At 67.7% G+C, this 24,353-nt stretch carries 16 protein-coding genes; 9 read left to right on the plus strand and 7 right to left on the minus strand.

The genetic code is table 11. The features are described 5' to 3' along the window. Nucleotides 1-96: 96 nt before the first annotated feature. A complete protein-coding gene (locus U1872_RS00440; protein ID WP_277970908.1) occupies nt 97-279 on the minus strand; it encodes a hypothetical protein in 183 nt (60 codons plus the stop codon). A 108-nt stretch (nt 280-387) separates the two neighbouring features. On the opposite strand from U1872_RS00440, the gene U1872_RS00445 reads away from it, so the two are divergent. The 3 genes from U1872_RS00445 to U1872_RS00455 are packed head-to-tail and all read left to right on the plus strand — an operon-like array spanning nt 388 to nt 5,544. Further along, nucleotides 388-3,078: a TonB-dependent receptor gene (locus U1872_RS00445; protein ID WP_332790919.1), complete on the plus strand. Its 2,691-nt coding sequence runs from the start codon at nt 388-390 to the stop codon at nt 3,076-3,078. Between the two features lie 43 nt (nt 3,079-3,121). After that, complete coding sequence (locus U1872_RS00450) at nt 3,122-4,441, plus strand: MFS transporter (RefSeq protein ID WP_332790920.1); 1,320 nt, start codon at nt 3,122-3,124, stop codon at nt 4,439-4,441. Continuing rightward, a complete protein-coding gene (locus U1872_RS00455; RefSeq protein WP_140848795.1) occupies nt 4,438-5,544 on the plus strand; it encodes an S-(hydroxymethyl)glutathione dehydrogenase/class III alcohol dehydrogenase in 1,107 nt (368 codons plus the stop codon). Before U1872_RS00450 ends, U1872_RS00455 begins: the two co-directional genes overlap by 4 nt. Before the next feature lie 9 nt (nt 5,545-5,553). Here the strand turns inward: U1872_RS00455 and U1872_RS00460 are convergent, their stop codons facing one another. Together U1872_RS00460 and U1872_RS00465 are read right to left on the minus strand one after the other, a co-directional pair. Then, nucleotides 5,554-7,917: a TonB-dependent receptor gene (locus U1872_RS00460; RefSeq protein ID WP_443025294.1), complete on the minus strand. Its 2,364-nt coding sequence runs from the start codon at nt 7,915-7,917 to the stop codon at nt 5,554-5,556. A gap of 166 nt (nt 7,918-8,083) precedes the next feature. Next, on the minus strand, nt 8,084-8,674 hold the full coding sequence (locus tag U1872_RS00465) for a TetR/AcrR family transcriptional regulator (RefSeq protein ID WP_332790921.1): 591 nt from the start codon (nt 8,672-8,674) through the stop codon (nt 8,084-8,086). 101 nt (nt 8,675-8,775) lie between these two features. Here U1872_RS00465 and U1872_RS00470 point away from each other — a divergent pair, with 101 nt between their 5' ends. The 4 genes from U1872_RS00470 to U1872_RS00485 all read left to right on the plus strand — a co-directional run bounded on the left by U1872_RS00470 (nt 8,776) and on the right by U1872_RS00485 (nt 15,050). Further along, a complete protein-coding gene (locus U1872_RS00470; RefSeq protein WP_332790922.1) occupies nt 8,776-9,927 on the plus strand; it encodes an efflux RND transporter periplasmic adaptor subunit in 1,152 nt (383 codons plus the stop codon). A gap of 4 nt (nt 9,928-9,931) precedes the next feature. Continuing rightward, entirely contained in the window at nt 9,932-13,108 is a 3,177-nt protein-coding gene (locus U1872_RS00475) for an efflux RND transporter permease subunit (protein ID WP_332790923.1), read from the plus strand. A gap of 3 nt (nt 13,109-13,111) precedes the next feature. Then, nucleotides 13,112-14,563: an efflux transporter outer membrane subunit gene (locus U1872_RS00480; RefSeq protein ID WP_332791791.1), complete on the plus strand. Its 1,452-nt coding sequence runs from the start codon at nt 13,112-13,114 to the stop codon at nt 14,561-14,563. 73 nt (nt 14,564-14,636) lie between these two features. Next, complete coding sequence (locus U1872_RS00485; protein ID WP_332790924.1) at nt 14,637-15,050, plus strand: hypothetical protein; 414 nt, start codon at nt 14,637-14,639, stop codon at nt 15,048-15,050. 24 nt (nt 15,051-15,074) lie between these two features. Here the strand turns inward: U1872_RS00485 and U1872_RS00490 are convergent, their stop codons facing one another. The 4 genes from U1872_RS00490 to U1872_RS00505 all read right to left on the minus strand — a co-directional run bounded on the left by U1872_RS00490 (nt 15,075) and on the right by U1872_RS00505 (nt 20,955). Then, nucleotides 15,075-16,256: an acetyl-CoA C-acyltransferase gene (locus U1872_RS00490; protein WP_332790925.1), complete on the minus strand. Its 1,182-nt coding sequence runs from the start codon at nt 16,254-16,256 to the stop codon at nt 15,075-15,077. A gap of 137 nt (nt 16,257-16,393) precedes the next feature. Further along, nucleotides 16,394-18,097 (minus strand): malate dehydrogenase (quinone), encoded by a 1,704-nt coding sequence (gene mqo / locus U1872_RS00495; protein ID WP_332790926.1) that lies wholly within the window; start codon nt 18,095-18,097, stop codon nt 16,394-16,396. 28 nt (nt 18,098-18,125) lie between these two features. Beyond that, nucleotides 18,126-19,610, minus strand: a complete 1,485-nt coding sequence (locus U1872_RS00500; protein WP_332790927.1) for an alginate export family protein — start codon at nt 19,608-19,610, stop codon at nt 18,126-18,128. Nucleotide 19,611: 1 nt separating this feature from the next. Next, nucleotides 19,612-20,955, minus strand: coding sequence for a dicarboxylate/amino acid:cation symporter (locus U1872_RS00505; RefSeq protein WP_332790928.1), 1,344 nt, complete (start codon nt 20,953-20,955; stop codon nt 19,612-19,614). Between the two features lie 336 nt (nt 20,956-21,291). On the opposite strand from U1872_RS00505, the gene U1872_RS00510 reads away from it, so the two are divergent. Together U1872_RS00510 and U1872_RS00515 are read left to right on the plus strand one after the other, a co-directional pair. Then, nucleotides 21,292-23,034, plus strand: coding sequence for a sensor histidine kinase (locus tag U1872_RS00510; RefSeq protein WP_332790929.1), 1,743 nt, complete (start codon nt 21,292-21,294; stop codon nt 23,032-23,034). Continuing rightward, nucleotides 23,031-24,323 (plus strand): sigma-54-dependent transcriptional regulator, encoded by a 1,293-nt coding sequence (locus tag U1872_RS00515; RefSeq protein ID WP_332790930.1) that lies wholly within the window; start codon nt 23,031-23,033, stop codon nt 24,321-24,323. The genes U1872_RS00510 and U1872_RS00515 overlap by 4 nt, the downstream gene beginning before the upstream one ends. Nucleotides 24,324-24,353 lie beyond the last annotated feature (30 nt).

Raw genomic sequence — 24,353 nt, forward strand, 5'->3', positions numbered from 1 at the left:
GCAACCGACGCCAAACGCCGCCTAGTAGCGATTGTTCCGCAGGCTTATCAACTGTCTCGGAACGGCCATATCACGGCAAATGCCGCGATGCAGCATTCAGCGCAGCTTGGCGATCGTCAGTCCATCGGCCTTCGCGCGATCCTTGGTCGATTCCTCGCTGCGCTTCAGCGCCTTGGAAATCGCTTTCAACGCCATGCCCTTCTTGGCCAGCGTGTGGAGCTTCTGGATCTCGTCGGTCGTCCAGGGTTGGCGGTGGCGTTCGAATCGGTCTTCGCTCATGCGCAATCCGTACGCGCGCCGCCGGGCAAGCGCCAGCATCCTGGTTTCGGCATACTCTTGCGACAGACGGAGGTTAGCCGGGACTGCAAAACAGAATGTGGGAAGATAATGATTCGAACGACGACCCTGCTGACGCTCGCGCTCGCGGCGACCCCAGCGCTGGCCATGGCGCAGCAGGCTACCCCCGCGCCCAAGCCGACCACGCCCGCGCCGGCGAGCGTTCCTGCCAGCGACGAAGGCGAGGACGGCCCCGACATCGTCGTGCAGGGCACCAAGCCGCAGGGCTCGGTAATTGGCGACATCCCGCCCGAACAGACCTTCGGGCCGGCCGACGTGCGCTCCTACGGGGTCAGCTCGATCACCGAATTGCTCACCGAACTCGCGCCGCAGATCCGCAGCGATCGCGGCAGTGGCGGCGCGCCGGTCGTGCTGCTCGACGGCAAGCGCATTTCGGGCTTCTCGGAAATCCGCGATCTGCCGACCGAAGCGATCGCGCGGGTCGAGATCCTGCCCGAGGAAGTCGCGCTGAAATATGGCTATGCCGCCGACCAGAAGGTCGTGAACATCGTGCTGCGCCGCCGCTTCCGCGCGGCGACGGTCGAATTGTCGGATCGGCTCGCGACCGAGGGCGGGCGCAACTCGCCGCAGGCCGAGCTCGACCTGCTCAAGATCGCCAACAAGGGGCGCGTCAACCTCCACCTCGAATATCAGGCGTCGAGCGCGTTGACCGAGAATGAGCGCGGGATCGTCTCGACGCCGCGCACCGGCACCGCGACGACCGTCGCGACCGATCCGACCGACCAGACGCCATATCGCACGCTGCTGCCGTCGGGGCGGACGTTCAACGCCAACACGACCTATGCGCGCAGCTTCGGCAACATCTCGGGCACGCTCAACGCGACGCTGTCGGCGAGCGACACGACCGGCATGCAGGGCCTGCCGACGACGACGCTGACGGTGCCGGCGGGCAACCCGTTTGCGACGTCGCTCGACACGACCACCGTCCGCCGCACGCTCGACGGTGATTTCCGTCCGATCCAGCAGACCAATTCGGCGATCGCGGCGCATCTCGGCACGACCTTCAACGGGGCGCTCGGCAAGTGGCAATGGTCGCTCACAGGAGCGTACGATCATAGCGAGTCGGAGACCTTCACCGATGGCGGGCTCGATCCGCGTGGCTTCCAGGGTCGGCTCAACGCCAACGATCCGACCGCGAATCCTTACGGCGCGCTGGGTGTCTCGCAGATCGGGACGCTGTCGGGCAATCGCGGCTCTTCGACCTCGGACGTCGGGCAGGTCGATGCGCTGGTCAACGGCAGCCTGTTCATGCTGCCCGCAGGCGACATTTCGACCAGCGTGCATGTCGGCGGTACGGTCAGCGACTTCACCAGCCGGTCGTATCGTGCCGGGCTGACCAGCACGGGCGCGGTCTCGCGCCAGATCGCCAACGGGCAGCTCAACGTCGACGTGCCGTTGACCAGCCGCGCCAAGGACGTGCTCGCCGCAGTCGGCACGCTGTCGGTCAACGGTAACGTCGCGGTCAACCATCTCTCCGATTTCGGTACGCTGACGACGGTCGGCTACGGCCTCAACTGGTCGCCGATCGTGCCGCTGCGGATCATCGCCTCGGTCACCGACCAGGACAATGCGCCGAGTGCGACGCAGCTCGGAAACCCGCAGATCGTCACGCCCAACGTGCCGGTGTTCGATTACGTCCTCGGGCAGAATGCGCTGGTGACGACGATCTCGGGCGGCAACCCCAATTTGATCGCGAGCAGCAGCCACACGCGCAAGATCAGCTTCAACCTCAAGCCGTGGAGCACCAAGGAGCTGACCTTCTCGGGCAGCTACATCAATGCACGGACCGAGAATCCGATCGTCGGCTTCCCGACCGCGAGCGCGGCGATCGAGCGGGCGTTTCCAACGCGCTTCCTACGCGATGCCGGCGGCAATCTTCTGCAGATCGATTCGCGGCCGATAAACTTTGCCGAGAGCAGTCGGTCCGAACTGCGCTGGGGCGTCAATTTCTCGATGGCGCTCAAGTCCAAGCTGCAGAAGCAGATCGAGGCATGGCGCGCCGGCACCGGGCCCAATCCGTTCGCCGGGCTCAAGGTGCCCGCCGGGATGGCGCGGCAAATCGCGCAGGCGCGTGCCGAGCGTGGCGGTGGCGGTGCTCCCGGTGGGCCGGGCGGTGGCGGGCCGGGCGGTGACGGGCCGGGTCGTGGGCCCGGTGCCGGTCCGGGCGGGCCCGGCGGCGGGGGCGGCGGTGGTCGCGGCTTCGGCGGTTTCGGCGGCGGGCGTGGCGGTGGCGGCGGCCGCCTGCAGTTCGCGCTGTACCACACGTGGCACTTCACCGATCGCGTGCTCGTCCAGCAGGGCGGGCCGGCGCTCGACCTGCTCAACGGCGATGCGGTCGGATCGAGCGGCGGATCGCCGCGGCACGAGCTCGAGGGCCAGGCGGGCTACAGCAACAACGGCATCGGCGTGCGCATGTCGGCCAATTGGCAGAGCGCGACGACCGTCAATGGCGGGACGGTCGGCAACCCGCAGACGCTGCGCTTCTCCGATCTCGGCACGGTCGGCGTGCGGCTGTTCGGCGACCTCGGGCAGCGGCTCGAGCTGGTCAAGAAGCATCCGTGGATGACGGGGATGCGCGTCGCGGTGTCGGTCGACAATCTGTTCGATTCGCGCCAGCGCGTGACCGACGCGACCGGGACGACGCCGATCGCCTACCAGCCGGGCTATCTCAATCCGCTCGGCCGCACGGTGCGCCTCTCGATCCGCAAGTTGTTCCTCTAGCCCGGCGCTTGCCTAACCGCGTCGCAGCGTAGAACGTCGGGGGATGTCTTCCCCCGACTTCTCGCTGCTGGCGACGCGCCGTTTCGGCCCGCTTTTCGTCGTCCAGTTTCTGGGCGCGTTCAACGACAATGTGCTGAAGTTCGCGCTGCTGTTCCTCGCCAATTTCGGGGCGAACCAGAGCGCGCTCAGCGGCGAGATGCTGGCGACGGTGTCGACCGGCATCTTCATCCTGCCCTATTTCCTCTTCTCGGCGCTCGCCGGGCAGATTGCCGACGCGATCGACAAGCGCATCCTGATCCGCTGGGTCAAGACCGCCGAGATCGCGATCATGGCGCTCGGGCTGTTGGGCTTCTGGATCGATTCGATCGCGATCCTGCTCGGTTGCCTGTTCCTGATGGGGCTGCATTCGACGCTGTTCGGGCCGGTCAAATATTCGATCCTGCCGCAGCATCTGGGCGCGCACGAGATGATGGGCGGCACCGCGCTAATCGAGGCGGGGACGTTCCTCGCGATCCTCGGCGGGCAGTTGCTGGCGGGGCTGGTGCCGCCGTGGGAGGCAGGGCTCGCGGCGACCGTGCTGGCGGGGGTCGGGCTCGGCGCCAGCCTGTTGATCCCGTCGGCGCCGCCGTCGGGCCGCGGGCATCACATCGACTGGAACGTGATCAAGGGCACGCGCGACATCCTGCGCACCGCGAGCCGTGCGCCGGGCGTATGGCTCGCGATCCTCGGGATCAGCTGGTTCTTTGCGGCGGGCGCGGTGCTGGTGTCCGAATTCGCGCCCCTGGTGAGCGGCAAGCTTGGCGGGACGCAGGGTGTGGTGACGCTGTTCCTGCTGGTCTTCTCGATCTCGATCGCGATCGGATCGATTGCGGTCAACCGGCTGCTCAAGGGCGAGGTTTCGGCGCGCTACGTGCCGCTGTCGGCGGCGCTGATGGGGGCGTGCCTGATCGACCTGTGGCTGTCGACCAGCGCGTTTCGCAGCCACGCCGTCGGGCTCGACATCGCGCGCTTCGTTCAGGCGCCGGGCAGCTGGCATGTGCTGGTCGGGCTGGCGGGCATATCCTTTGCCGGCGGGATGTTCATCGTCCCGCTCTACGCGATCCTCTCGACCGCGACGGTCGCGGCGGAGCGCTCGCGCGTGATCGCGGCCAACAACATCGTCAATTCGCTCGTCACCGTCGCGGTGGTGCTCGTCGCGACGGTGATGATCGCGCTCGGCAGCGACGTGCCGGGCGTGATCGGGATGATGGGCGTGGCGACGCTCGGGGTCGCGCTGGTGATGCGGCGGATGCCGTCGCTGGTTGACCCGTCGCTTGGTCGTCTTAAGGCAGGCGCGACAGATTCGAGGAGTGAAGTCCCATGAAAACCCGCGCCGCCGTCGCCTTCGCCGCCAAGCAGCCGCTCGAGATCGTCGAGCTCGATCTCGAAGGGCCCAAGGCGGGCGAAGTCCTGGTCGAGATCATGGCGACGGGCATCTGCCACACCGACGCCTACACGCTCGACGGGCTCGACAGCGAGGGGCTGTTCCCGAGCGTGCTGGGGCATGAGGGCGCCGGCATCGTGCGCGAGGTCGGGCCGGGCGTGACCTCGGTCAAGCCGGGCGACCATGTCATCCCGCTCTACACCCCCGAGTGCCGCCAGTGTAAGTCGTGCCTCAGCGGCAAGACCAACCTGTGCACCGCGATCCGCGCGACGCAAGGCAAGGGGCTGATGCCCGACGGCACTTCGCGCTTCTCGTACAAGGGCGAGACGATCTTTCATTACATGGGCTGCTCGACCTTCTCGAACTTCACCGTCCTGCCCGAGATCGCGGTCGCGAAGATCCGCGAGGACGCGCCGTTCAAGACGAGCTGCTACATTGGCTGCGGCGTCACGACTGGCGTCGGCGCGGTCGTGAACACCGCCAAGGTTCAGGTCGGCGACAACATCATCGTGTTCGGATTGGGCGGGATCGGGCTCAACGTGCTGCAGGGCGCGCGGATGGCGGGCGCCAACATGATAGTCGGTGTCGACATCAACCCCGACCGCGAGGAATGGGGCCGCAAGTTCGGCATGACGCACTTCGTCAACCCGAAGGACGTCGGCGACCTCGTCGCGCATCTCGTCGCGCTGACCGATGGCGGGGCCGACTACACCTTCGATTGCACCGGCAACACGACCGTGATGCGCCAGGCATTGGAAGCGTGCCACCGTGGGTGGGGGACGTCGATCATCATCGGCGTGGCCGAGGCGGGCAAGGAAATCTCGACGCGGCCGTTCCAGCTCGTCACCGGGCGCAACTGGCGCGGCACCGCGTTCGGCGGCGCGAAGGGGCGGACCGACGTGCCGAAGATCGTCGACTGGTACATGAACGGCAAGATCGAGATCGACCCGATGATCACGCACGTGCTGTCGCTCGAAGAGATCAACAAGGGCTTCGACCTGATGCATGCCGGCGAGAGCATCCGCAGCGTGGTCGTGTACTGATCGTCCTGCTCAGATGTGCGCCCGTAGCGTGACGCCGATCACGCGCGGGTCGCTCGGCGTGGCGAGGATCAGGCCGGAATTGCCCGCCTGGATCGTCAGATTCTGGATGTAGTTCGCATCGAACAGGTTGCGCACGAACAGTGCGACCTCGAGCCCGCTTTTGCTGCGCAATGCGAGGCTGGCGTTGGTGACATTGTAGCCGTCGATCAGCGTGTATTTGGACAGCGTCGGGTCGCCATAATAATGGGTGCGCCAGCTCGAATCGGCATGCAGGATCAGCGCGGCGGTGCCGATCGGCAGCGTGTAGTCGCCGCCGATCGTGGTCGACCATTTCGGCAGGCCGGCGAGCGGGCGCCCGGTCAGGTTGCACGCGGTGGTCGCGGCGGTCTGTACTTCGAGCGGGCAGGGGCCGGCGGGGTAGTCGGAATAGGTGCCGTGCGCGTAGGCGACGTTGCCGCGCAGCTGGAAATGCTGCGTGACGGTCGCGGTGACGTCGGCCTCGAAGCCCTTCACCGTGACCTTGGGGATGTTCGACAGATAACCGCGCAGCGCGACGGTCTGCGAACTGTCGACCAAAGTCGCCTGGAAATCGCGCACGTCGGTGTAGAATCCCGCCAGGTTGAACACCAGCCGGCGGTCGAACAGCGCGCTCTTGAGGCCGACCTCGTAGGTCGTGTCCAACTCGGGCCGGATCACCGCGGTGGTCAGCATTGGCTGGTTGGCGGTGTCGAGCGGCAGGCCCGACAGGTTGATCCCGCCCGATTTGAAGCCGCGGGCATAGCTCGCATAGGCAAGCAGATGGTCGTTCGCCTGCCAGGCGAGGTTGGCGCGGCCCGACAGGTTGCTCTCGCTGTCGTGCGCGGTGTAGCTCTGTCCGCGCAGCACGCCGAGTTGCGCGCTGAGCAGGGCGGCGTTGGTCACGGTCGGCCCGCCGAAGGTGAAGCTGCGATAGGCGCCGTCCTTCACCTCATAGGTGTAGCGCAGCCCCCCGGTGAGCGTGAGCCGCGGGAAGATCTTGAAGTTGAGCTCGGCGAAGGCGGCGTAGCTGTCTTCCTTCAGCCGCGTCCTGCCGTCGGTGCCATAGCCGTCGAGCAGGTTGGTGGGCACCGCGACTGCGGCGGCGCCCGTGCCGGTGGTGGTGCCGATCAGATAGCGCGCGGCGGCGGGGCCGTAGATGCTGATCGGCTCGCCGCTGATCGTCTGGTCGAAGACATACAGGCCGGCGACATAGCCGAGACGATGCTCGCCATTCGAGGCGAGGCGCAGTTCCTGGCTGAACTGGTCCTGCCGCGAGGGGATGTGCTGGGTGATCTGCACCGGGATGCCGGTATAGTCGCGGTCGTTCGCCGCATCCCAGTTCCAGAAGCGCCACGCACTGACCGAGGTCAGCGTGGCGAAGCCGAGGTTCCAGTCGGCGATCGCCGAGACGCCGCCTTCGTTGGTGTCGACGCCGAGCGGCGCGTCGATGTCGGTCAGCCGGTCATAGGCGTTGGTGCTGGGCGGGGTGTAATTGAACTGCGCCGCCAGCGCGGGATATTGCCGCGACGCCGCGCGCAGGCTCTGGCCGACGCGGAGATAGACCTGCGTGCAACACTCGCTCGCGAAAGTGGTGAAGTCGGCGGTCAGGCGCAGCTGGAAATCGGCGGTCGGCTGGAACAGCAATTGCCCACGCACCGCTTGGTTGCCGATCGCATTCTGCCTGGCGCCGGTGCGGACATTGGCGATCACGCCGTCGCGGCGCGTGGTCAGGGCGGAGAGGCGGAAGGCGACGGTGTCGCCGATCAGCGCGCCGGTCGCGGAGGCCTTGGCCTGGACGAGATTGTCGCTGCCGACCGACACCTCGGCCTCCATCGCGCGGGTGAAGCTCGGCGGCTTGGTGGCGATGCTGATCGCGCCCGCGGTCGTGTTCTTGCCGAACAGCGTGCCCTGCGGCCCGCGCAGCACCTCGATCCGGTCGATGTCGGAAAAGTCGAACGCGGCGGTGGCGGGGCGGGCGTGATAGACCTGGTCGACATAGAAGCCGACGCCGGGCTCGAGCCCGTCATTCGCCTGGCTCACCGCGACGACGCTGCTGCCGAGCCCGCGGATCGTGAAGGCGGTGTTGCGCGGATTGGCCGAGCTGTAGTTGAGCGCGGGGACGAGCAGGCTCAGCTGGCTGGTGTTGACGGTGTAGGACCGGTCGATCAGCGCGCTGCCGACGACCGAGATGGCGAGCGGGACTTTCTCGAGATCCTCGGTGCGGCGGCGTGCGGTAACCACGATCTCGGGCGCGGACGCGGCGGCGTCATCGACCGGCGCAGCAAAAGCGCTGGCCGGGATTCCAGCGGCGATCGCCGCCGCGCAAACCGAAGCCTGAAGAGACAAGAATTGCACGCTGCGCCCCCCTTCGCCCGCGAAGCGCGCAGGCGTCGGACTGCCATATACAAAGGAATATAGCGCGCGCCAGTGCTACCCGTCAGCGGAGGCGATGCGGGTGGCGCCAACGATGAGCCTGGCGTGACGCGGCAAGCGGTGCGCGGGACGATCACCCCGCCAGTCCTCATTGCGGGATCTGCGCCTCGATCATCTCGGCCATCATGTCGACGAGATAGGCGACGTCGAGCGCGGGGTTGGCGATCGCGCGCTGGCTGATCCCGCCGATGAACACAAAGAACAGATCGGCCACGCGCGACAGGTGCTGGCGTTCCGCCGTCGGGCCGGCAAAGCCAACGAACGCCTCGATCAAGGCAGGGCGGACACGCAGTTCGATGTCCTGCAGGATCGCGGCGATGCGCGCGTTTCGCGATGCTTCGGCGAAAATCTCGAGAAACAGCGGGGATTGGTCCCCGGCGACCACGCCCGTCAGCGTCTGCTCGATCCAGGCGCGCAGCGCCGCGCGACCCCCTTGCGTCCGGCTGCCGATCCGCGGGATTTCATCGAACAGCGTGCCCGCGTCGCGTTCGACGATTGCCGCGACGATCCCCTCCTTGTTGGCGAAATCGCGGTAGATTTGCTGGACCTTGATCCCCGACATCTCGGCGATCTGCGCGATGCCGGTGGCATGGAAGCCACGCCGGATGAACAGCTCGCGCGCGGCCTGCTCGACCTTCTCGCGCCGAATGTCGACCCGCGGCCGCGATTCTTCGTTCATGCTGCGTTGCACCATTGAGGGTTGACCAAGTTCACGCGGCGTCCTATCTACGTGTAAGTGAATGATCACTAACATATCCAACGCGATCGGGATACCCCCCAATGTTTCTTCTCCGGACGCCGGCGCTTGGCGCCATTCTGCTGGTCGCGGGCTGTGGGCAGAGTGCGCCGCCGCCGCCGCCGACTCCCGAGGTCGGCACGCTGGTCGTGCGGCCCGAGACGGTCACGCTGAAGACAGAATTGCCAGGGCGGACATCGGCGTACGAGACGTCGGACGTTCGGCCGCAGGTCAGCGGCTTGCTGCTGAAGCGCTTCTTCCAGGAGGGCGACAGCGTCCGTGCCGGGCAGACCTTGTATCAGGTCGACCCGGTCGCGTACCAGGCGCAGGTCGCCAATGCGAAGGCCGCGGTCGGCCGCGCCCGCGCATCGATCGCATCGACCCGCGCCCTGGCGACTCGCTATGGCAACCTCGTCAAGATCAACGCGATCGCCAAGCAGGACTATGAGAATGCGGTGACGGCCGCCGATCAGGCCGGTGCCGACGTCGCCGCCGCGCAAGCGACGCTGAAGACCGCGCAGATCGATCTTGCCCGCACGCGCATCACCGCGCCGATCTCGGGGCGGATCGGCCGGTCGGTCTCGACCGTCGGCGCGCTCGTCACCGCCAGCCAGACGACCGCGCTGACGACGATCCAGCGGCTCGACCCGATCTATGTCGACATCAACCAGTCGAGCGCCAACGTGCTCAAGCTGCGCCAGGCAATGATGACGGGCAAGCTGACCAGCGACGGCTCGGCCGGTGCGCAGGTGCGCCTCAAGCTTGAGGATGGCAGCTATTATCCGCTGACCGGCAAGCTGCAATTCTCCGACGTCACGGTCGATCCGACCACCGGCTCGATCACGCTGCGCGCACTGTTCGCCAATCCAAAAGGCTTGCTGCTGCCCGGCATGTATGTCCGCGCCGAACTGGTCGAAGGCGTCCAGCAGCAGGCGATCCTCGTCTCGCAGCAGGCGGTGTCGCGCGACGAGAAGGGCAATCCGACCGTGCTGGTCGTCGGCGCCGGCGACAAGGTCGAGCTGCGCCAGATCACCGCGCCGCGGACGATCGGCACCGACTGGCTGGTGACCGGCGGGCTCAAGGTCGGCGACCGGGTGATCATGGACGGCACGTCGATGCTGCGGCCAGGCGCGACGATCAAGCCGGTCCGCTGGACTCCCAAACCGGCTGCCGCCGCTCCAGCGCAAGGCCAATAACGCCATGGCTCGTTATTTCATCGATCGCCCGATCTTTGCCTGGGTGATCGCGATCATCCTGATGCTCGCCGGTGGGCTGGCGATCCGGTCGCTGTCGATCTCGCAATTTCCCGCGATCGCGCCGCCTGCGGTCGCGATCACCGCGACCTATCCCGGCGCCGACGCGCAGACGCTCGAAAACACCACGACGCAGGTGATCGAGCAGCAGATGAAGGGCATCGACCATCTGCGCTACATGTCGTCGACGAGCAGTTCGGCCGGTACCGTGTCGATCACGCTGACCTTCGAGCAGGGCACCGACCCCGACATCGCGCAGGTGCAGGTGCAGAACAAGCTGCAGGCGGCGACACCGTTGCTGCCGCAGGAAGTCCAGCAGCAGGGCGTGCTCGTCAACAAGGCGGCGGCGAACTTCCTGCTGATCATCGGCCTTTATTCGCAGGACGGGTCGCACAGCTCGGGCGATCTCAGCGACATCATCGCTTCCAAGATCCAGGATCCGCTCAGCCGCGTCTCGGGCGTCGGCGACACGCAGGTGTTCGGCGCGCAATATGCGATGCGCATCTGGGTCGATCCGCTCAAGCTCAACAGCTATGCGTTGACCATCGGCGACGTAAAGGCCGCCGTCACCGCGCAGAATGCGCAAGTCTCGGCCGGGCAGCTCGGCGCGTCGCCGGCGCCCAAGGACCAGTTGCTCAACGCCACGGTCTCGGCGCAGTCGCGGCTGACCAGCCCCGACGAGTTCGGCGCGATCCGCCTCAAGGCGGGGACCGACGGATCGGTCGTCCGGCTGCGCGACGTCGCGCGGCTCGAGATCGGGCCGCAGGATTATTCGCTTTCGACCAAATATAACGGCAAGCCGGCATCGGGCTTCGCGATCAAGCTCGCGCCGGGTGCCAACGCGCTTGCCACGGTGACCGCGGTCAAGGCGCGGATGGCCGAGCTCAGCAAGACGCTGCCGACCGACGTCAAGGTCGCCTATCCCTATGACACGACGCCGTTCGTCAAACTGTCGATCGAGCAGGTCATCCACACGCTGATCGAGGCGGTGGTGCTCGTCTTCCTCGTCATGTTCCTGTTCCTGCAGAACTGGCGCGCGACGCTGATCCCGACGATCGCGGTGCCGGTGGTGCTGCTCGGCACCTTCGCGATCCTGCAGCTGGCGGGCTATTCGATCAATACGCTGACGCTGTTCGGGATGGTGCTGGCGATCGGCCTGCTGGTCGACGATGCGATTGTCGTGGTGGAGAATGTCGAGCGCCTGATCACCACCGAGGGGCTCAGCCCCAAGGAGGCGGCGCGCAAATCGATGGACGAGATCACCAGCGCGCTGATCGGCATCGCGCTTGTGCTGGCCGCGGTGTTCCTGCCGATGGCGTTCTTCGGCGGATCGACCGGTGTGATCTATCGCCAGTTCTCGATCACCATCGTCTCGGCGATGGCGCTGTCGGTGCTCGTCGCGCTGACGCTGACGCCGGCGCTGTGCGCGACTTTGCTCAAACCGCACGACAAGGACAAGCCGCAGGGCAACGGCCTGTTCGGGCGCTTCTTCGCCTGGTTCAACCGCACCTTCGATCGCGGTACCGAGAAATACGGCAAGGGCGTCGGCCGGGTCGGTCGCAGCTGGGGTCGCTCGCTGCTGGTCTATGCCGGGATTGTCGCGGTGATGGCGTTCCTGTTCATCCGGCTGCCCTCGGGCTTTCTGCCCGACGAGGATCAGGGTTATGCGATCGTGCTCGTCCAGTTGCCGACCGGTGCGACCGTCAACCGGACGGAGGCGGCGCTCGACGTCGTGCGCAACCACTTCCAGGGCGCCGAGAAAGCCAATGTCGCCTCGACCTTCACCGTCTCGGGCTTCAGCTTCAACGGGCAGTCGCAAAATGCCGGCCTGGCGTTCATCGCGCTCAAGCCGTGGTCCGAGCGGTCGGGCAGCGACAACCGTGCGCAGGCGATCGCCGGGCGTGCGATGGGCGCCTTCTCGAAATATCGCGACGGGCTGATTTACGCGGTCATCCCGCCGGCGGTGCAGGAGCTCGGCAACGCCACCGGCTTCGACTTCCAGCTGACCGACACGGGCGGCATCGGGCATGAGAAACTGCTCGCCGCGCGCAACCAGATGCTCGGCATGGCGGCGCAGGACAAGCGGCTCAGCCAGGTGCGTCCGCAGGCGCTCGAGGATGCGCCGCAGCTCAAGGTCGATATCGACCAGGACAAGATGGGTGCGCTCGGCGTCAGCTTGGCCGACGCCAACCAGACGATCAGCTCGGCATGGGGGGCGTCCTACGTCAACGACTTCATCGATCGCGGGCGCGTCAAGAAGGTGTTCCTGCAGGCCGATGCGCCCTACCGCATGACGCCCGAAAACCTCGGCGACTTCTATGTGCGCGGGAGCAGCGGGACGATGGCGCCGTTCTCGGCCTTCGCCACCTCGCGCTGGATCGTCGCGCCGAGCCAGCTCAACCGCTACAATGGCGCGTCGTCGATGGAATTGCTCGGCGCGCCGGCACCGGGACAGAGCTCGGGCGCGGCGATCAAGGCGATGGAGGAAATCCACGCCAAGCTGCCGCCGGGGACGGGCTATGAATGGACCGGCCTGTCGTATGAGGAGCAGCTGTCGGGCGGGCAGGCGCCGGCGCTCTATGCGCTGTCGCTGCTGATCGTCTTCCTCTGCCTTGCCGCGCTGTACGAGAGCTGGTCGGTGCCGATCTCGGTGTTGCTGGTGGTGCCGCTCGGCGTGCTCGGCGCGTTGCTTGCGGCGACGCTGACCGGGTTGAACAACGACATCTATCTGCAGGTCGGGCTGATCACCACGATCGGCGTGTCGGCGAAGAATGCCATCCTGATCGTCGAATTCGCCGAGGAACGGATGCGCGAAGGGATGAGCGCGTTCGATGCCGCGGTGGCCGCCGCCAAGCTGCGGCTGCGACCGATCCTGATGACGTCGTTCGCGTTCATCTTCGGCGTGCTGCCGCTGGCGATTTCGACCGGCGCGGGTGCTGGCGGGCAGAATGCGATCGGCCGCGCGGTGGTCGGCGGCATGCTGTCGGCGACGATCCTCGCGATCTTCTTCGTGCCGATGTTCTTCATCGTCGTGCGTCGGCTGTTCGGCCAGCACGAGGCGACGCCTGTCGAAGAAACCGAAAACAACTCCGGTGCCGGCACGCCCGCACCGCAGGGAGTTTGAATGATGAAGCGTTCGATCCTCTCGCTCGCGCTCGGCGCGACGCTGCTCAGCGGGTGCAGCTTTGCCCCGACCTATGTCCGCCCGGGGCTCGCCGCGCCGGCGACGCTGCCGCAGGGCGGGGTCTATCCCGCCGGTGGCACGCCGAGTGTCGCGGTGCCCGATATTGCGTGGCGTGATTTCTTCACCGACGCGTCGCTGCGCGCGGTGATCGCGCAGGGGCTGGAAAATAATCGCGACCTGCGCGTCGCGGTCGCCAACATCGCGCAGGCACGCGCGCAATATCGCGTCCAACGCGCCGATCGGCTGCCGACGCTCAACGCGACCGCCGGGGCGACCTATCAGCACGGTTCGGGCGTTGGGCAGGCGGCCGGTTCTGGAGCCGGGACCGGGGCGGGTGGCGCGGCGGCGACGGGTGCGACCGGCGTCACCACGCAATTCTTCAATACCGGGATCGGCATCTCGTCGTTCGAGCTCGATCTGTTCGGGCGCATCCGCAACCTGAGCCAGGCTGCGCTGCAGACCTATCTCGCCAGCGAGGAAGCGCAGCGCACCGTGCGCATCAGCCTGATTGCCGAAATCGCCACCGCTTATGCGACGATGGCGGCCGACCAGGACCTGTTGCGCATCTCGACCGAGACGCTCGCCACCTACAAGCAGACCGTCGACCTGACGCGCGCGCAGTTCGACCAAGGCGTGTCGTCCGAGCTCGAGGTGCAGCAGGCGCAGACCACCTACGACCAGGCGCGCTACGACATCGCCGCCGCACGGACGCAGATCGCGCAGGATCAGAATGCGCTCAACCTGCTGGTCGGCGATACGGTGCCGACGACGCTGCTCCCCAACGGCCTAGGCGATCGCCAGTTCACGATTGCCAATCTCCCCGCCGGGGTCAGTTCGGACGTGTTGCTGCGCCGCCCCGACGTGCTGCAGGCGGAGCATCAGCTGATCGCGCAGAACGCCAACATCGGCGCGGCGCGCGCGGCCTTCTTCCCGACGATCTCGCTGACCGGTGCGCTCGGCGTGCTCAGCGGCGGGCTGTCGCATCTGTTCGGCAACGGCACCGAGACGTGGAGCGCGGCGCCAGCGGTGTCGTTGCCGCTGTTCGACGGCGGGCGCAATCGCGGCAACCTCGCTTATGCCCAAGCTAGCCGCGATGCTGCGGTGGCGACCTACGAGAAGACGGTGCAGACCGCCTTCCGCGAAGTCGCCGATGCGCTGGCGACGCGCGGCACGATCGAGGAACAGGTCGCCGCCCGCACGAACCGCGCCGCCTCCGCGCGCGGTGCGTACACGATCTCGAACGCGCGCTATCGCGCCGGGGTGGACGGCTTCCTGACCAGCCTCGACGCGCAGCGGACATCCTATGCGGCCGACCAGGATCTGGTCACGACGCGGCTGGCGCGGGTCAGCAACCTGGTTGCGCTCTACCGCGTGCTCGGCGGCGGGCTGTCCTGATCGCGCCGCCGCGCTTGCGCCTTTTTGTGCGCGCGGCGGGCGGATTCGGCGCGGTCGCGTCGTCTATTGGACGATGGCATATCGTTTCAGTCCCCATTATGCGCGTGTCCGGCTCAGCGCGGCGAATGATGATATCGCGGGCTTGTGGGATCGTGACGGCGACGACCGCCGCTACGCCCCGCCGGTCGCCGCCAAGTTGCTCGCGCGGATCGAGCGCGCGCGCCGCCAGCTCGTGCAGCAAACCGCGCTCGACGATCCGAGCTGGTCGTCCGACCAGATCCTGACCGTGCTGGAGGCGCTCAACGAGGGGCATTGCCCGCGCGATGCCGCCGCGATCGCCAACGGCGCCGCGGTGGTCGAGCCCGACGGTCGCGTCAATTACGACCCCGGCTGCACCTGGATCGACTCGATGCTCGGCCGGCGCGAACGCATGCTGCGCGCCTGCGAGCGCATTCTCGCCCGCTGGGAATCGCGCCAACCCGCCTGAGCGCCGCGATCCCCCCGCGCGGCTTCAGATCCGTTCGACCGCCACCGCGGTGGCTTCGCCGCCGCCAATGCACAGCGCCGCGACGCCGCGCTTGAGCCCGCGCGCCTTGAGTGCGGCGACCAGCGTCGCGATGATCCGCGCGCCCGACGCGCCGATCGGGTGGCCGAGCGCGGTCGCGCCGCCATTCACGTTGAGCTTCTCGTGCGGGATCGACAGGTCGCGCATCGCGATCATCGCCACCGCCGCGAAGGCTTCGTTGACTTCGAACAGGTCGACATCCTCGACCGACCAGCCCGCCGTCGCCAGCACCTTGCGGATCGCCGAGACGGGGGCGACGGTGAAGTGTGCGGGGGCGGTGGCGTGCGCCGCGGTCGCGACGATCCGTGCTTCCTGCGCCAGGCCGAGCTTCTCGGCGACGCTCGCGCGCGTCAGCACCAGCGCGGCTGCACCGTCGGAGATCGACGCCGAGGTCGCCGCGGTGATCGTGCCGTCCTTGGCGAAGGCGGGCCTGAGGCCGGGGATCTTCTCGGGCTTGGCCTTGCCGGGCTGCTCGTCCTCGCTGATCGCGACGTCGCCGCCGCGCGTCTTGACGGTGACCGGCACGATCTCCTCGCTGAAGTGCCCGCCGCTGACCGCGACTTTGGCGCGGCGCAGGCCCTCGAGCGCGTAGGCATCCTGCTCGGCGCGGCTGAACTGATAGTCGCGCGCGGTATCCTCGGCGAACGCGCCCATCGGCTTGCCTTTGTCATAGGCGTCCTCGAGGCCGTCCATCATCATCGAATCGACGATCGTGTCATGGCCGATCCGCGCGCCGCCGCGATGCTTTTGCAGCAGGAAGGGGGCGTTGGTCATGCTCTCCATGCCCCCGGCGACGACCACGTCGACAGTGCCGGCGGCGAGCGCCTCATAGCCCATGATCGCGGCCTGCATGCCCGATCCGCACATCTTGTTGATCGTCGTCGCCTCGACCGAATCGGGCAGGCCGGCGCCGAGTGCCGCCTGGCGCGCAGGCGCCTGGCCGAGCCCGGCGGGGAGCACGCAGCCCATGTAGATCCGGTCGATCGCCGCGGGATCGACGCCCGAGCGCTCGACCGCCGCCTTGACCGCGGCGACCCCGAGATCGACCGCGGTCGCGCCCGACAGCGCCCCCTGGAAGCCGCCCATCGGGGTGCGCGCATAGCTGGCGATGATGATGGGGTCGGTCACGGCAGAGCTCCAGATCGGGTAGGGCAGCAGAGTCCGGCCGGATCCGCTGCCCGCTTGGGATAGGCCAAAGGGCTGATGCCCCGCGCGCTATCATATCGACGCGGGGTACGCCACTCGCCGCACCGCCATCCGCCGGGTTACAGCGCGAGGTCGGGGTGACGATCGACCTTCACGCGCCGCGCGGCGGGGCGCGGTGTGTTCGACACCTGCACTGTGGGCGAGGGGGTGGCGAGCTGGAGCGTCTCGGCGGTGGCGGCCCAATGCGCGGCGAGCAGATCGGTATGATCGTTGAGCGCGATGCCATAGGTCGGCACGATCGCGCGGATCTTGGCCTGCCAGGCAGGCGTCGCCAGCCGCTTGCCGAACACCTTCTTGAGCAGGTCGAGCATGATCGACGGCGCGGTCGAGGCGCCCGGCGACGCGCCGAGCAGCGCTGCGATCGAGCCGTCCTTCGACGCGACGATCTCGGTGCCGAGCTTGAGCACGCCGCCCTTCTTGGGATCGCGCTTGATGATCTGGACGCGCTGCCCTGCCTGCCACAGCTTCCAGTCGCCCTCGACCGCATCGGGGAAATATTCGCGCAGCGCCTTGAGGCGATCGGCGTCGGACATGATCAGCTGCCCGGCGAGATATTCGACCAGGTCGAAATCGTCCCAGCCAACCGCGACCATCGGGCGGAAATTCTCGAGCGTGATCGACGCGGGCAGATCGAAATAGGAGCCCTGCTTGAGGAATTTGGTCGAGAAGGTCGCAAACGGCCCGAACAGCAACGCCTGCTTGCCGCCGAGATAGCGCGTGTCGAGATGCGGCACCGACATCGGCGGGGATCCGGTCGCGGCCTTGCCGTAGACCTTCGCGCCGTGGCGCTTGGCGATCGCGGGGTTCTCGGTGACCAGGAACGATCCGCCGACCGGGAAGCCGGCATAATCATCGGCCTCGGGAATCCCCGACTTCTGCAGGATCGGCAGCGCGCCGCCACCGGCGCCGGCGAACACGAAGCGCGCCGTGACGACCTGCTTGGCGCCGCCCTTCATCGCGCGATAGGTCACGCGCCACGTGCCATCGGGGTTGCGCTCGAGATCGCGCACTTCCTGGCCCGTGCGGAGCGCAAAGCCGGGCTGCTGGACTAGCGCACCGATATATTGCCGCGTCACTTCGCCCCAGTCGCAATCGGTGCCGAGCGGCGAGCGCGTCGCGGCGAGCTTGGTCGCGCGGTCGCGGCCCTGCGTCATCAGCGGCACCCAGCCCGAGATTTCGTTGAAATCGGTGCTGAACTGCATGCCCGAAAAAAGCGGGCTAGCGCCGAGCGCCGCATGCCGCTTGCGCAGGAAGGCGATGTTGGCGTCGCCCCACACCAGGTTCATGTGCGGCGTCGAGTTGATGAAGGCGCGCGGCTGGGTGAGGATGCCGGCCTTGACCTGATGGCTCAGGAACTGGCGGGTGACCTGGAACTGCTCGTTAATCTCGATCGCCTTGGCGATCTCGACGCGGCCGTCGGCGGCGTTGACCGGGGTGTAGTTGAGCTCGCACAGCGCCGAGTGGCCGGTGCCGGCATTGTTCCAGCCGTTAGAGCTCTCCGCCGCGACATCGTCGAGCCGCTCGACCATCTCGATCGTCCACGACGGCTCCAACTCGCGCAGCAGCACCGCGAGCGTCGCGCTCATGATGCCGCCCCCGATCACCAGTACGTCGACCGTGCGCTCGGGCGGCGCGGCCTCGGCGTTCGCCAGCGGGAGCAGCGCCACGCTGCCGGTCGCGATCGCCGAACCGAGCAGGCCGCGGCGGGTGACCCCCGGGGTCTGCGCGGCGGCGAGGTCGGGGGAGGTGGGGGGAGTGGACACGATCATTCCTTCGGTGGGGAGGGGGGCGTCAGAAGCGGAAACTCAGCCAGCCGGCGAGGAAGTCCGAGCTGCGATAGCCCGCCTTGGTGAGTGCAGGCCCTGCCGCGAGATGTTCGTATCGCCCGGTGAACGACAGCCGCGACGCGATCGACCACACCGCCTGCACCTGCGTGACATTGCCGATCTTGCGGTCGACGACGTTTTGCGTGCCCGCAAACGGCTGCCCGTTGGCACGGTAGACCGCGTCGCGCACATCGTCGCGCCAAGTGAACTGATAGGCGGCGCTGATGCGCACCTTCTTGACTGGCGTGAAGCTCAGCGTCGGCGCGATGGCGACGAGGTTCGATGGCGTCAGCGAGAGTTGGTAGCTGTAATAGATGTTGTTGCCGAACGGCGAATAGGCGTTCCGCAACGTCTTGCCGCCATAGCCGCCGCCACCGCTCGCATAATCGGCGTGGAAGCCGATCCGCGGCGCGGCAGAGGTCTTGCCGACGCGGTAGCTCTGCGCGAACAGCGCCTGCCACGCGGCGATCTTCTGGTCGATGAAGCTGCCCCATTGCCGATTGACCGTCCAGTCGATCGTCACCGGCCCGGCATCGCCCCACAGATGGACGCCGCCATAATAACGGCGCGCCGGCCCGATCCGCCCGCCCCAGGTTCCGACCTCGTTGCGGCGGCGCCACAGATAGGGGTCGAAATAGAGCTTCGATCCGCCGAACCAGCGCGTCGGCACCACAACGCCGACCGTGACGCCCGAGAAGCGCCGCGCCGGATCGTTGACGTCGTCGTCGATGCCGAGATCGCCATACGCGGTCGGTTTGAGGTCGAACAGGTCGATCCGCACCGTGCCGGTATGCGCCCAGGCGCGGATGCCGTTGAGCGTGTAGCGGATCGTATTGTTGTCGCGCTGCGACACGAGCAAATTGGGGCCGTCGGTAAATTCCTGCCGGCCATAGCGCGCGCCGACTGCCACGCCGCCGATCGTCGCGGTCGCCTCCGCGAAATATTGCTGGAGGACGAGCGCGTTGCGCAGCGTCGCCGCGGGCGCGCCGAGCTCGCGCCCGCTGATCCCGCCATGCGCGACCTCGCCATAGAGCCGGAAGTGCGGCCCGATATGCAGGTCGGCGCCGGCGGTGAGGCGGCGGATGTCCTGCCGCTGGTGCCGCGTCTCGCGCAAATTCGGGTTGCTCGTCATGTTGACGCGAAACCGCGCCTCGCCCGACAGCGTCAGATAGACGTCGCCATTGCTGTCGATCGGCAGATATTTGAGGCGGTCGATCGGATCGTCGCGCTTGGCGGGATCGCGCATCACGCGCCAATCCTCGGCCCAGCGCGACAGATTGTAGCCGTTGGTGGTCGCCCCGTCGCCGAGTGCTGCGGCGGGATATTCGGCGGCGGCGGGGCTCGCGGTCGCCTCGGTCTCGGCCTTGGCGGGCGCGGCCTGCGCATAAGCGCTCGTCGCGAACAGAAGCGCGATCGGCGTCGCGGCGGAAAGCGGGTACACGCGGGCCATCTTATTCGGCCGGCACGGCGTCGGCCGCCATCTGGTCGACGCGCGGGCTCTGCCCGGCAATCGCACGGCGGAACTGCTCGATGTCGAGCTTACCTTCCCAGCGCGACACCACGACCGTCGCGACCGCATTGCCGATGAAGTTGGTCAGGCTGCGGCACTCGCTCATGAAGCGATCGACCCCGAGGATCAGCGCCATACCTGCGATCGGTACGCTCGGCACGATCGAGAGCGTCGCCGCCAGCGTGATGAAGCCTGCGCCGGTCACCCCGGCCGCGCCCTTCGACGATAGCATCGCGACGCCGAGCAGCAGCACTTGCTGGCCGAGCGAGAGATCGACGTTGCACGCCTGCGCTATGAACAGCGCGGCCAACGTCATGTAGATGTTGGTGCCGTCGAGATTGAACGAGTAACCGGTCGGGACGACCAGCCCGACGATCGACTTGGGGCAGCCGGCGCGCTCCATCTTCTCGATCAGGCTCGGCAGCGCGCTTTCCGAACTCGACGTGCCGAGCACCAGCAGCAGTTCCGCCTTGAGATAGCCGATCAGCTTGAAGATCGAGAAGCCCGCCCAGCGCGCGACCAGGCCGAGCACGACGAGCACGAACAGCAGCGAGGTGAAATAGAAGGTGCCGACCAGCATCGCGAGATTGGCGAGCGTGCCGACGCCATATTTGCCGATGGTGAACGCCATCGCGCCGAACGCGCCGATCGGCGCGGCCTTCATCACGATCGCGACGACCTTGAACACCGCGACCGAGATATCCTCGAGCGCGCCGAGCAGCTTGGTCCCGCGATCGCCGATCATGGCGAGGCCGATCCCGAACAGCACCGCGACGAACAGCGTCTGCAGGATGTTGCCCTCGGTCAGCGCAGACAGGAAGGTGTTGGGGATGATGCTGGTGAGGAAGCCGACCAGCGTCGTCGCATGCGCCTTGCTGGCATATTCGGCGACTTTGGTCGTATCGAGCGTCGACGGATCGATGTTGAGCCCGGCGCCGGGGCGGACGACATTGGCGACGATCAGCCCGACGATCAACGCGAGCGTCGAGAAGAAGAAGAAATAGGCAAACGCCTTGCCGGCGACGCGCCCGACCGAAGCGAGGTCGCGCATCCCGGCAATGCCGGTGACGATCGTCAGGAAGATGACCGGCGCGATGATCATCTTGACCAGCTTGATGAAGGCATCCGCCAGCGGCTGCAGCGACTCACCGACCGTCGGGTAGAAGTGGCCGAGCAGCACGCCCGCCGCGATCGCGACCAGTACCTGCGCGTACATGTGGCGGTACCACGGCCGATCGGGCGCCGGGGCGCTTTCGGGGGAAACATGCTCTGCTATCGGGGTCATGGCCTTGCGTCCTCGTCCGTGGGGGAAGCGCCTCTGGCGGGCGTCTGATCGGAGCGTGGGGTTTGCGCGAAGGGCGCGTGCGGCCAATCGCGAAATCGGCAATCGGCATAAGTATCTGAAAATTATGCAGTCATGTCCGGTCCTGGCGGAAAATTCCCGGCGGGCTTGTGCAACTTTTGGGGTACGCCACCGGCCAATGTGCCGAAACCTGCACTCTTCGGGCGATTCCTGCGGCGCGCCGCTATGCTTTGCGGGCGTCGCTATGGCATAAGCGCGGGCGATGTCGCGTCCCGCCTCCTGCCGTTTCGATCGAGCCGCCGCGGGCAGTGACGGCGGATGACCATCGGACGTGCGATGATCGCGACCGCTTGGCGGTCACGCGGATGGCGCTGGCTGGTCGCGCTCGTCATCGTCGCGGTGGCGGCGGCGCTGCTGGCCGCACGGCTGGCCGAGCATCGCGTCATTGCCGGCTTGCGCGCTCAGGTCGCAACCGATGCGCGGTTGCGCGCCGCGCTGCTCAACAGCGAGCTGGCGCGCTTCCGCTTGCTGCCGCTCGCGCTGGCCGACGATCGCGACGTGACCGCGGCGCTCAGCGGCGACGCGTCGGGCACGATGGCGCTCAACATCAAGCTCGAGACGCTGTCGCGCGCGACCGGAGCGCCGGTCCTGTATGTGATCGGACCCGCTGGCATCGCGATCGCGTCGAGCAACTGGCGCTCCCGGCAAAGCTTCGTCGGCGCCGATTATCGCTTCCGCCCCTATCTTCGCGAGGCGCTGGCGCGCGGCGAGGGCAGCCAATATGCCCTTGGTACCGTCAGCGGTCGCCCCGGCCTGTATCTGGCGCGGCGCATCGCCAGGCAGGGCGTCATCGTGATCAAGCTCGAGTTCGACCGGATCGAACAGCTGTGGGCGCGTGCCGGCGGGATCACGCTCGTCCGCAATCCGCTCGGCATCGTGCTGGTCACCAGCCGCCCGGCCTGGCGCTTCGCGGCGACCCGGCCACTGTCGCCCGTACACGAGGCGACCTTTCGCGGCGAGACGCGCGTTCCGGCAAGCGCGCTCGCGCCGCTGCCGCTCGCGCCGGCGGGCAGCGACGGTCGCTTCACCGGGCTCGGTGGCAGCTTCATCGCGCACGGTGCGGCGACGGACCAGCCCGGCTGGCGGTTGATCCTGCTGCAGCCGGTCGACGACGCGGTGATGTCGGCGCGGCGCGCGGCGGCGCTGAGCGCGCTGCTGGCGACGCTCGCGCTAGCCGCGCTCGGCTGGACGTGGCGCCAGCGGACAACGTCGGCGCGGCGACGGACGGCGGAGCTCGAGGCAGCGGTGGCGCAGCGCACCGCCGACTTGCGCCGCGAAATGGACGAACGCACCGAGAGCGAAGCGCGCGCCGCCGATCTGCGCGAGGCGCTGCGACAGGCGAACCGGCTCGCGGCGCTCGGCCAGATCACCGCCAGCGTCGCGCACGAGACCGCGCAACCGGTCGCCGCGATTCGGACCTATGCGGCGTCGGGCTGCACGCTGCTCGATCGCGGCGCGATCGACGAGGCGCGCGGTAATCTGGTCAAGATCGGCGGGCTGGCGGATCGGATCGGCGCGGTCACGGCACATCTGCGCGGGTTTGCGCGGCGCCAGCCCGGCGAGCTGCGGCCGATCGCGATCGCCGAGATGATCGCCGGTGCGTTGCTGATCCTCAAGGAGCAGTTGCGCGGCGTCACGCTCGACTTGCCGCGCGACGTGGACGGTCTGGTCGTGATCGGCGGGAAGGTGCGGCTCGAGCAGGTCCTGGTGATCCTGCTGCAGAATGCCGCCGAGGCGATCGCGGCGGCGCCCGAGCGGCGCATCAGCCTGCGGGTGACGGGCGACGCCGACCATGTCCGGCTGGCCGTCGCCGATACCGGCCCCGGCGTCGCCGGCGATGTCGCGGCGCGTCTGTTCACGCCGTTCGTCACCACGCGCGCGCAGGGGCTCGGGCTGGGGCTGGTGATCGCGCACGATATCATGCTCGAGCTGGGGGGATGGCTGCGGCTGATGCCGAGCGACGCGGGTGCCTGCTTCGAAATCGGGATGCGGCGGGCATGACTCGCACCGATCCGGCTTGGCACGTCGCGTTGATCGACGACGATGACGATCTGCGCGCCGCGACGGCCCAGCTGTTCGCGCTCGACGGGTTCGAGGTCCACGCCTTCGCCGACCCGGAAAGCGCGCTCGGCGCGATCGGCGCGGCATTTCCCGGCGTCGTCATCACCGACGTGCGGATGCCGCACCTGTCGGGGATCGAGCTCTTCGCCATCCTGCAGGACCGCGATCCCGAGCTGCCGGTCGTGTTGATCACCGGCCACGGCGACGTCGCGATGGCGGTGGACGCGATCAAGGCGGGCGCGTGGGATTTCCTGACCAAGCCGTTCGATCCCGACGCCCTGCTCGCCGCGGCGAAGCGCGCGGCGCGCGCCCGCGCGCTGACGCTCGAGAACCGGCAGTTGCGCGCCGCAGTGGATGCCGCGGCGGGGGACGCCTTGATTGGCGACACGCCCGCGATCCGCCGGCTGCGCGGCCTGATCCCGGTGCTGGGCGATGCCGCGCTCGACGTGGTGATCGAGGGCGAGCTCGGCACCGGCAAGGAACATTTCGCACGGCTCGTCCACCGCGCCGGGCGCCGCGCGCGGCATCGGTTCCTGCGGATCGACTGCGCGACGGTGCCGCAGCCGCTGGTCGAACGCGAGCTGTTCGCCCGCAACGGCACGATCGCGCGCGCCGACCGCGGCACGCTGTTCCTCGACAACCTCGAGCGCGCGAGCGACGATCTGCAGAGCCGGCTCATCCATCTCGCCGAGACGCGCACGATCGCGCCCGATGCCCGCGATCCCGATCCGGTCGATATCCGGATCATCGCCGCGGTCGAGGAAGGCGCGCGGGCGGGGCTTTCACCGGCTTTGTATCATCTGCTCGCCGGTGTCCCGCTGCGCATGCCGCCGCTGGCCGAGCGCACCTCGGACATTCCGTTGCTGTTCGCGCATCTCGTCGCCCGCGCGGCGCGTACGCATGGCTGCGCCGTGCCGCCCTTGGCCGACCATGCGCATCGCCTCGCGCTGCGCGCCTGGCCCGGCAACGTGCTTGAACTGGAGAAGACCGCCGAGCGGATCTGCCTCGGGCTGGAAGAGGAAGGGGCGGGCGGCGACGTCGGTCTGGCGCCCTTGGCCGCGCGGCTCGATGCGTTCGAGCGTGCTGCGATCCTAGACGCGGTGGCCGCCGCCGACGGGCAGATCGCGGTCGCGATCGAGCGCCTGCAGCTGCCGCGCAAGACCTTCTATTACCGCGTCAAGCGGCTGGGGGTCGATTTGCGCGCGGCACGCCGAAAGGCGGGCGCGTGACGCAACCGGCGCCGTTCACATTTATTGTCA

It is taken from the genome of Parasphingomonas frigoris (assembly GCF_036663815.1).
GTDB lineage: Bacteria > Pseudomonadota > Alphaproteobacteria > Sphingomonadales > Sphingomonadaceae > Sphingomonas.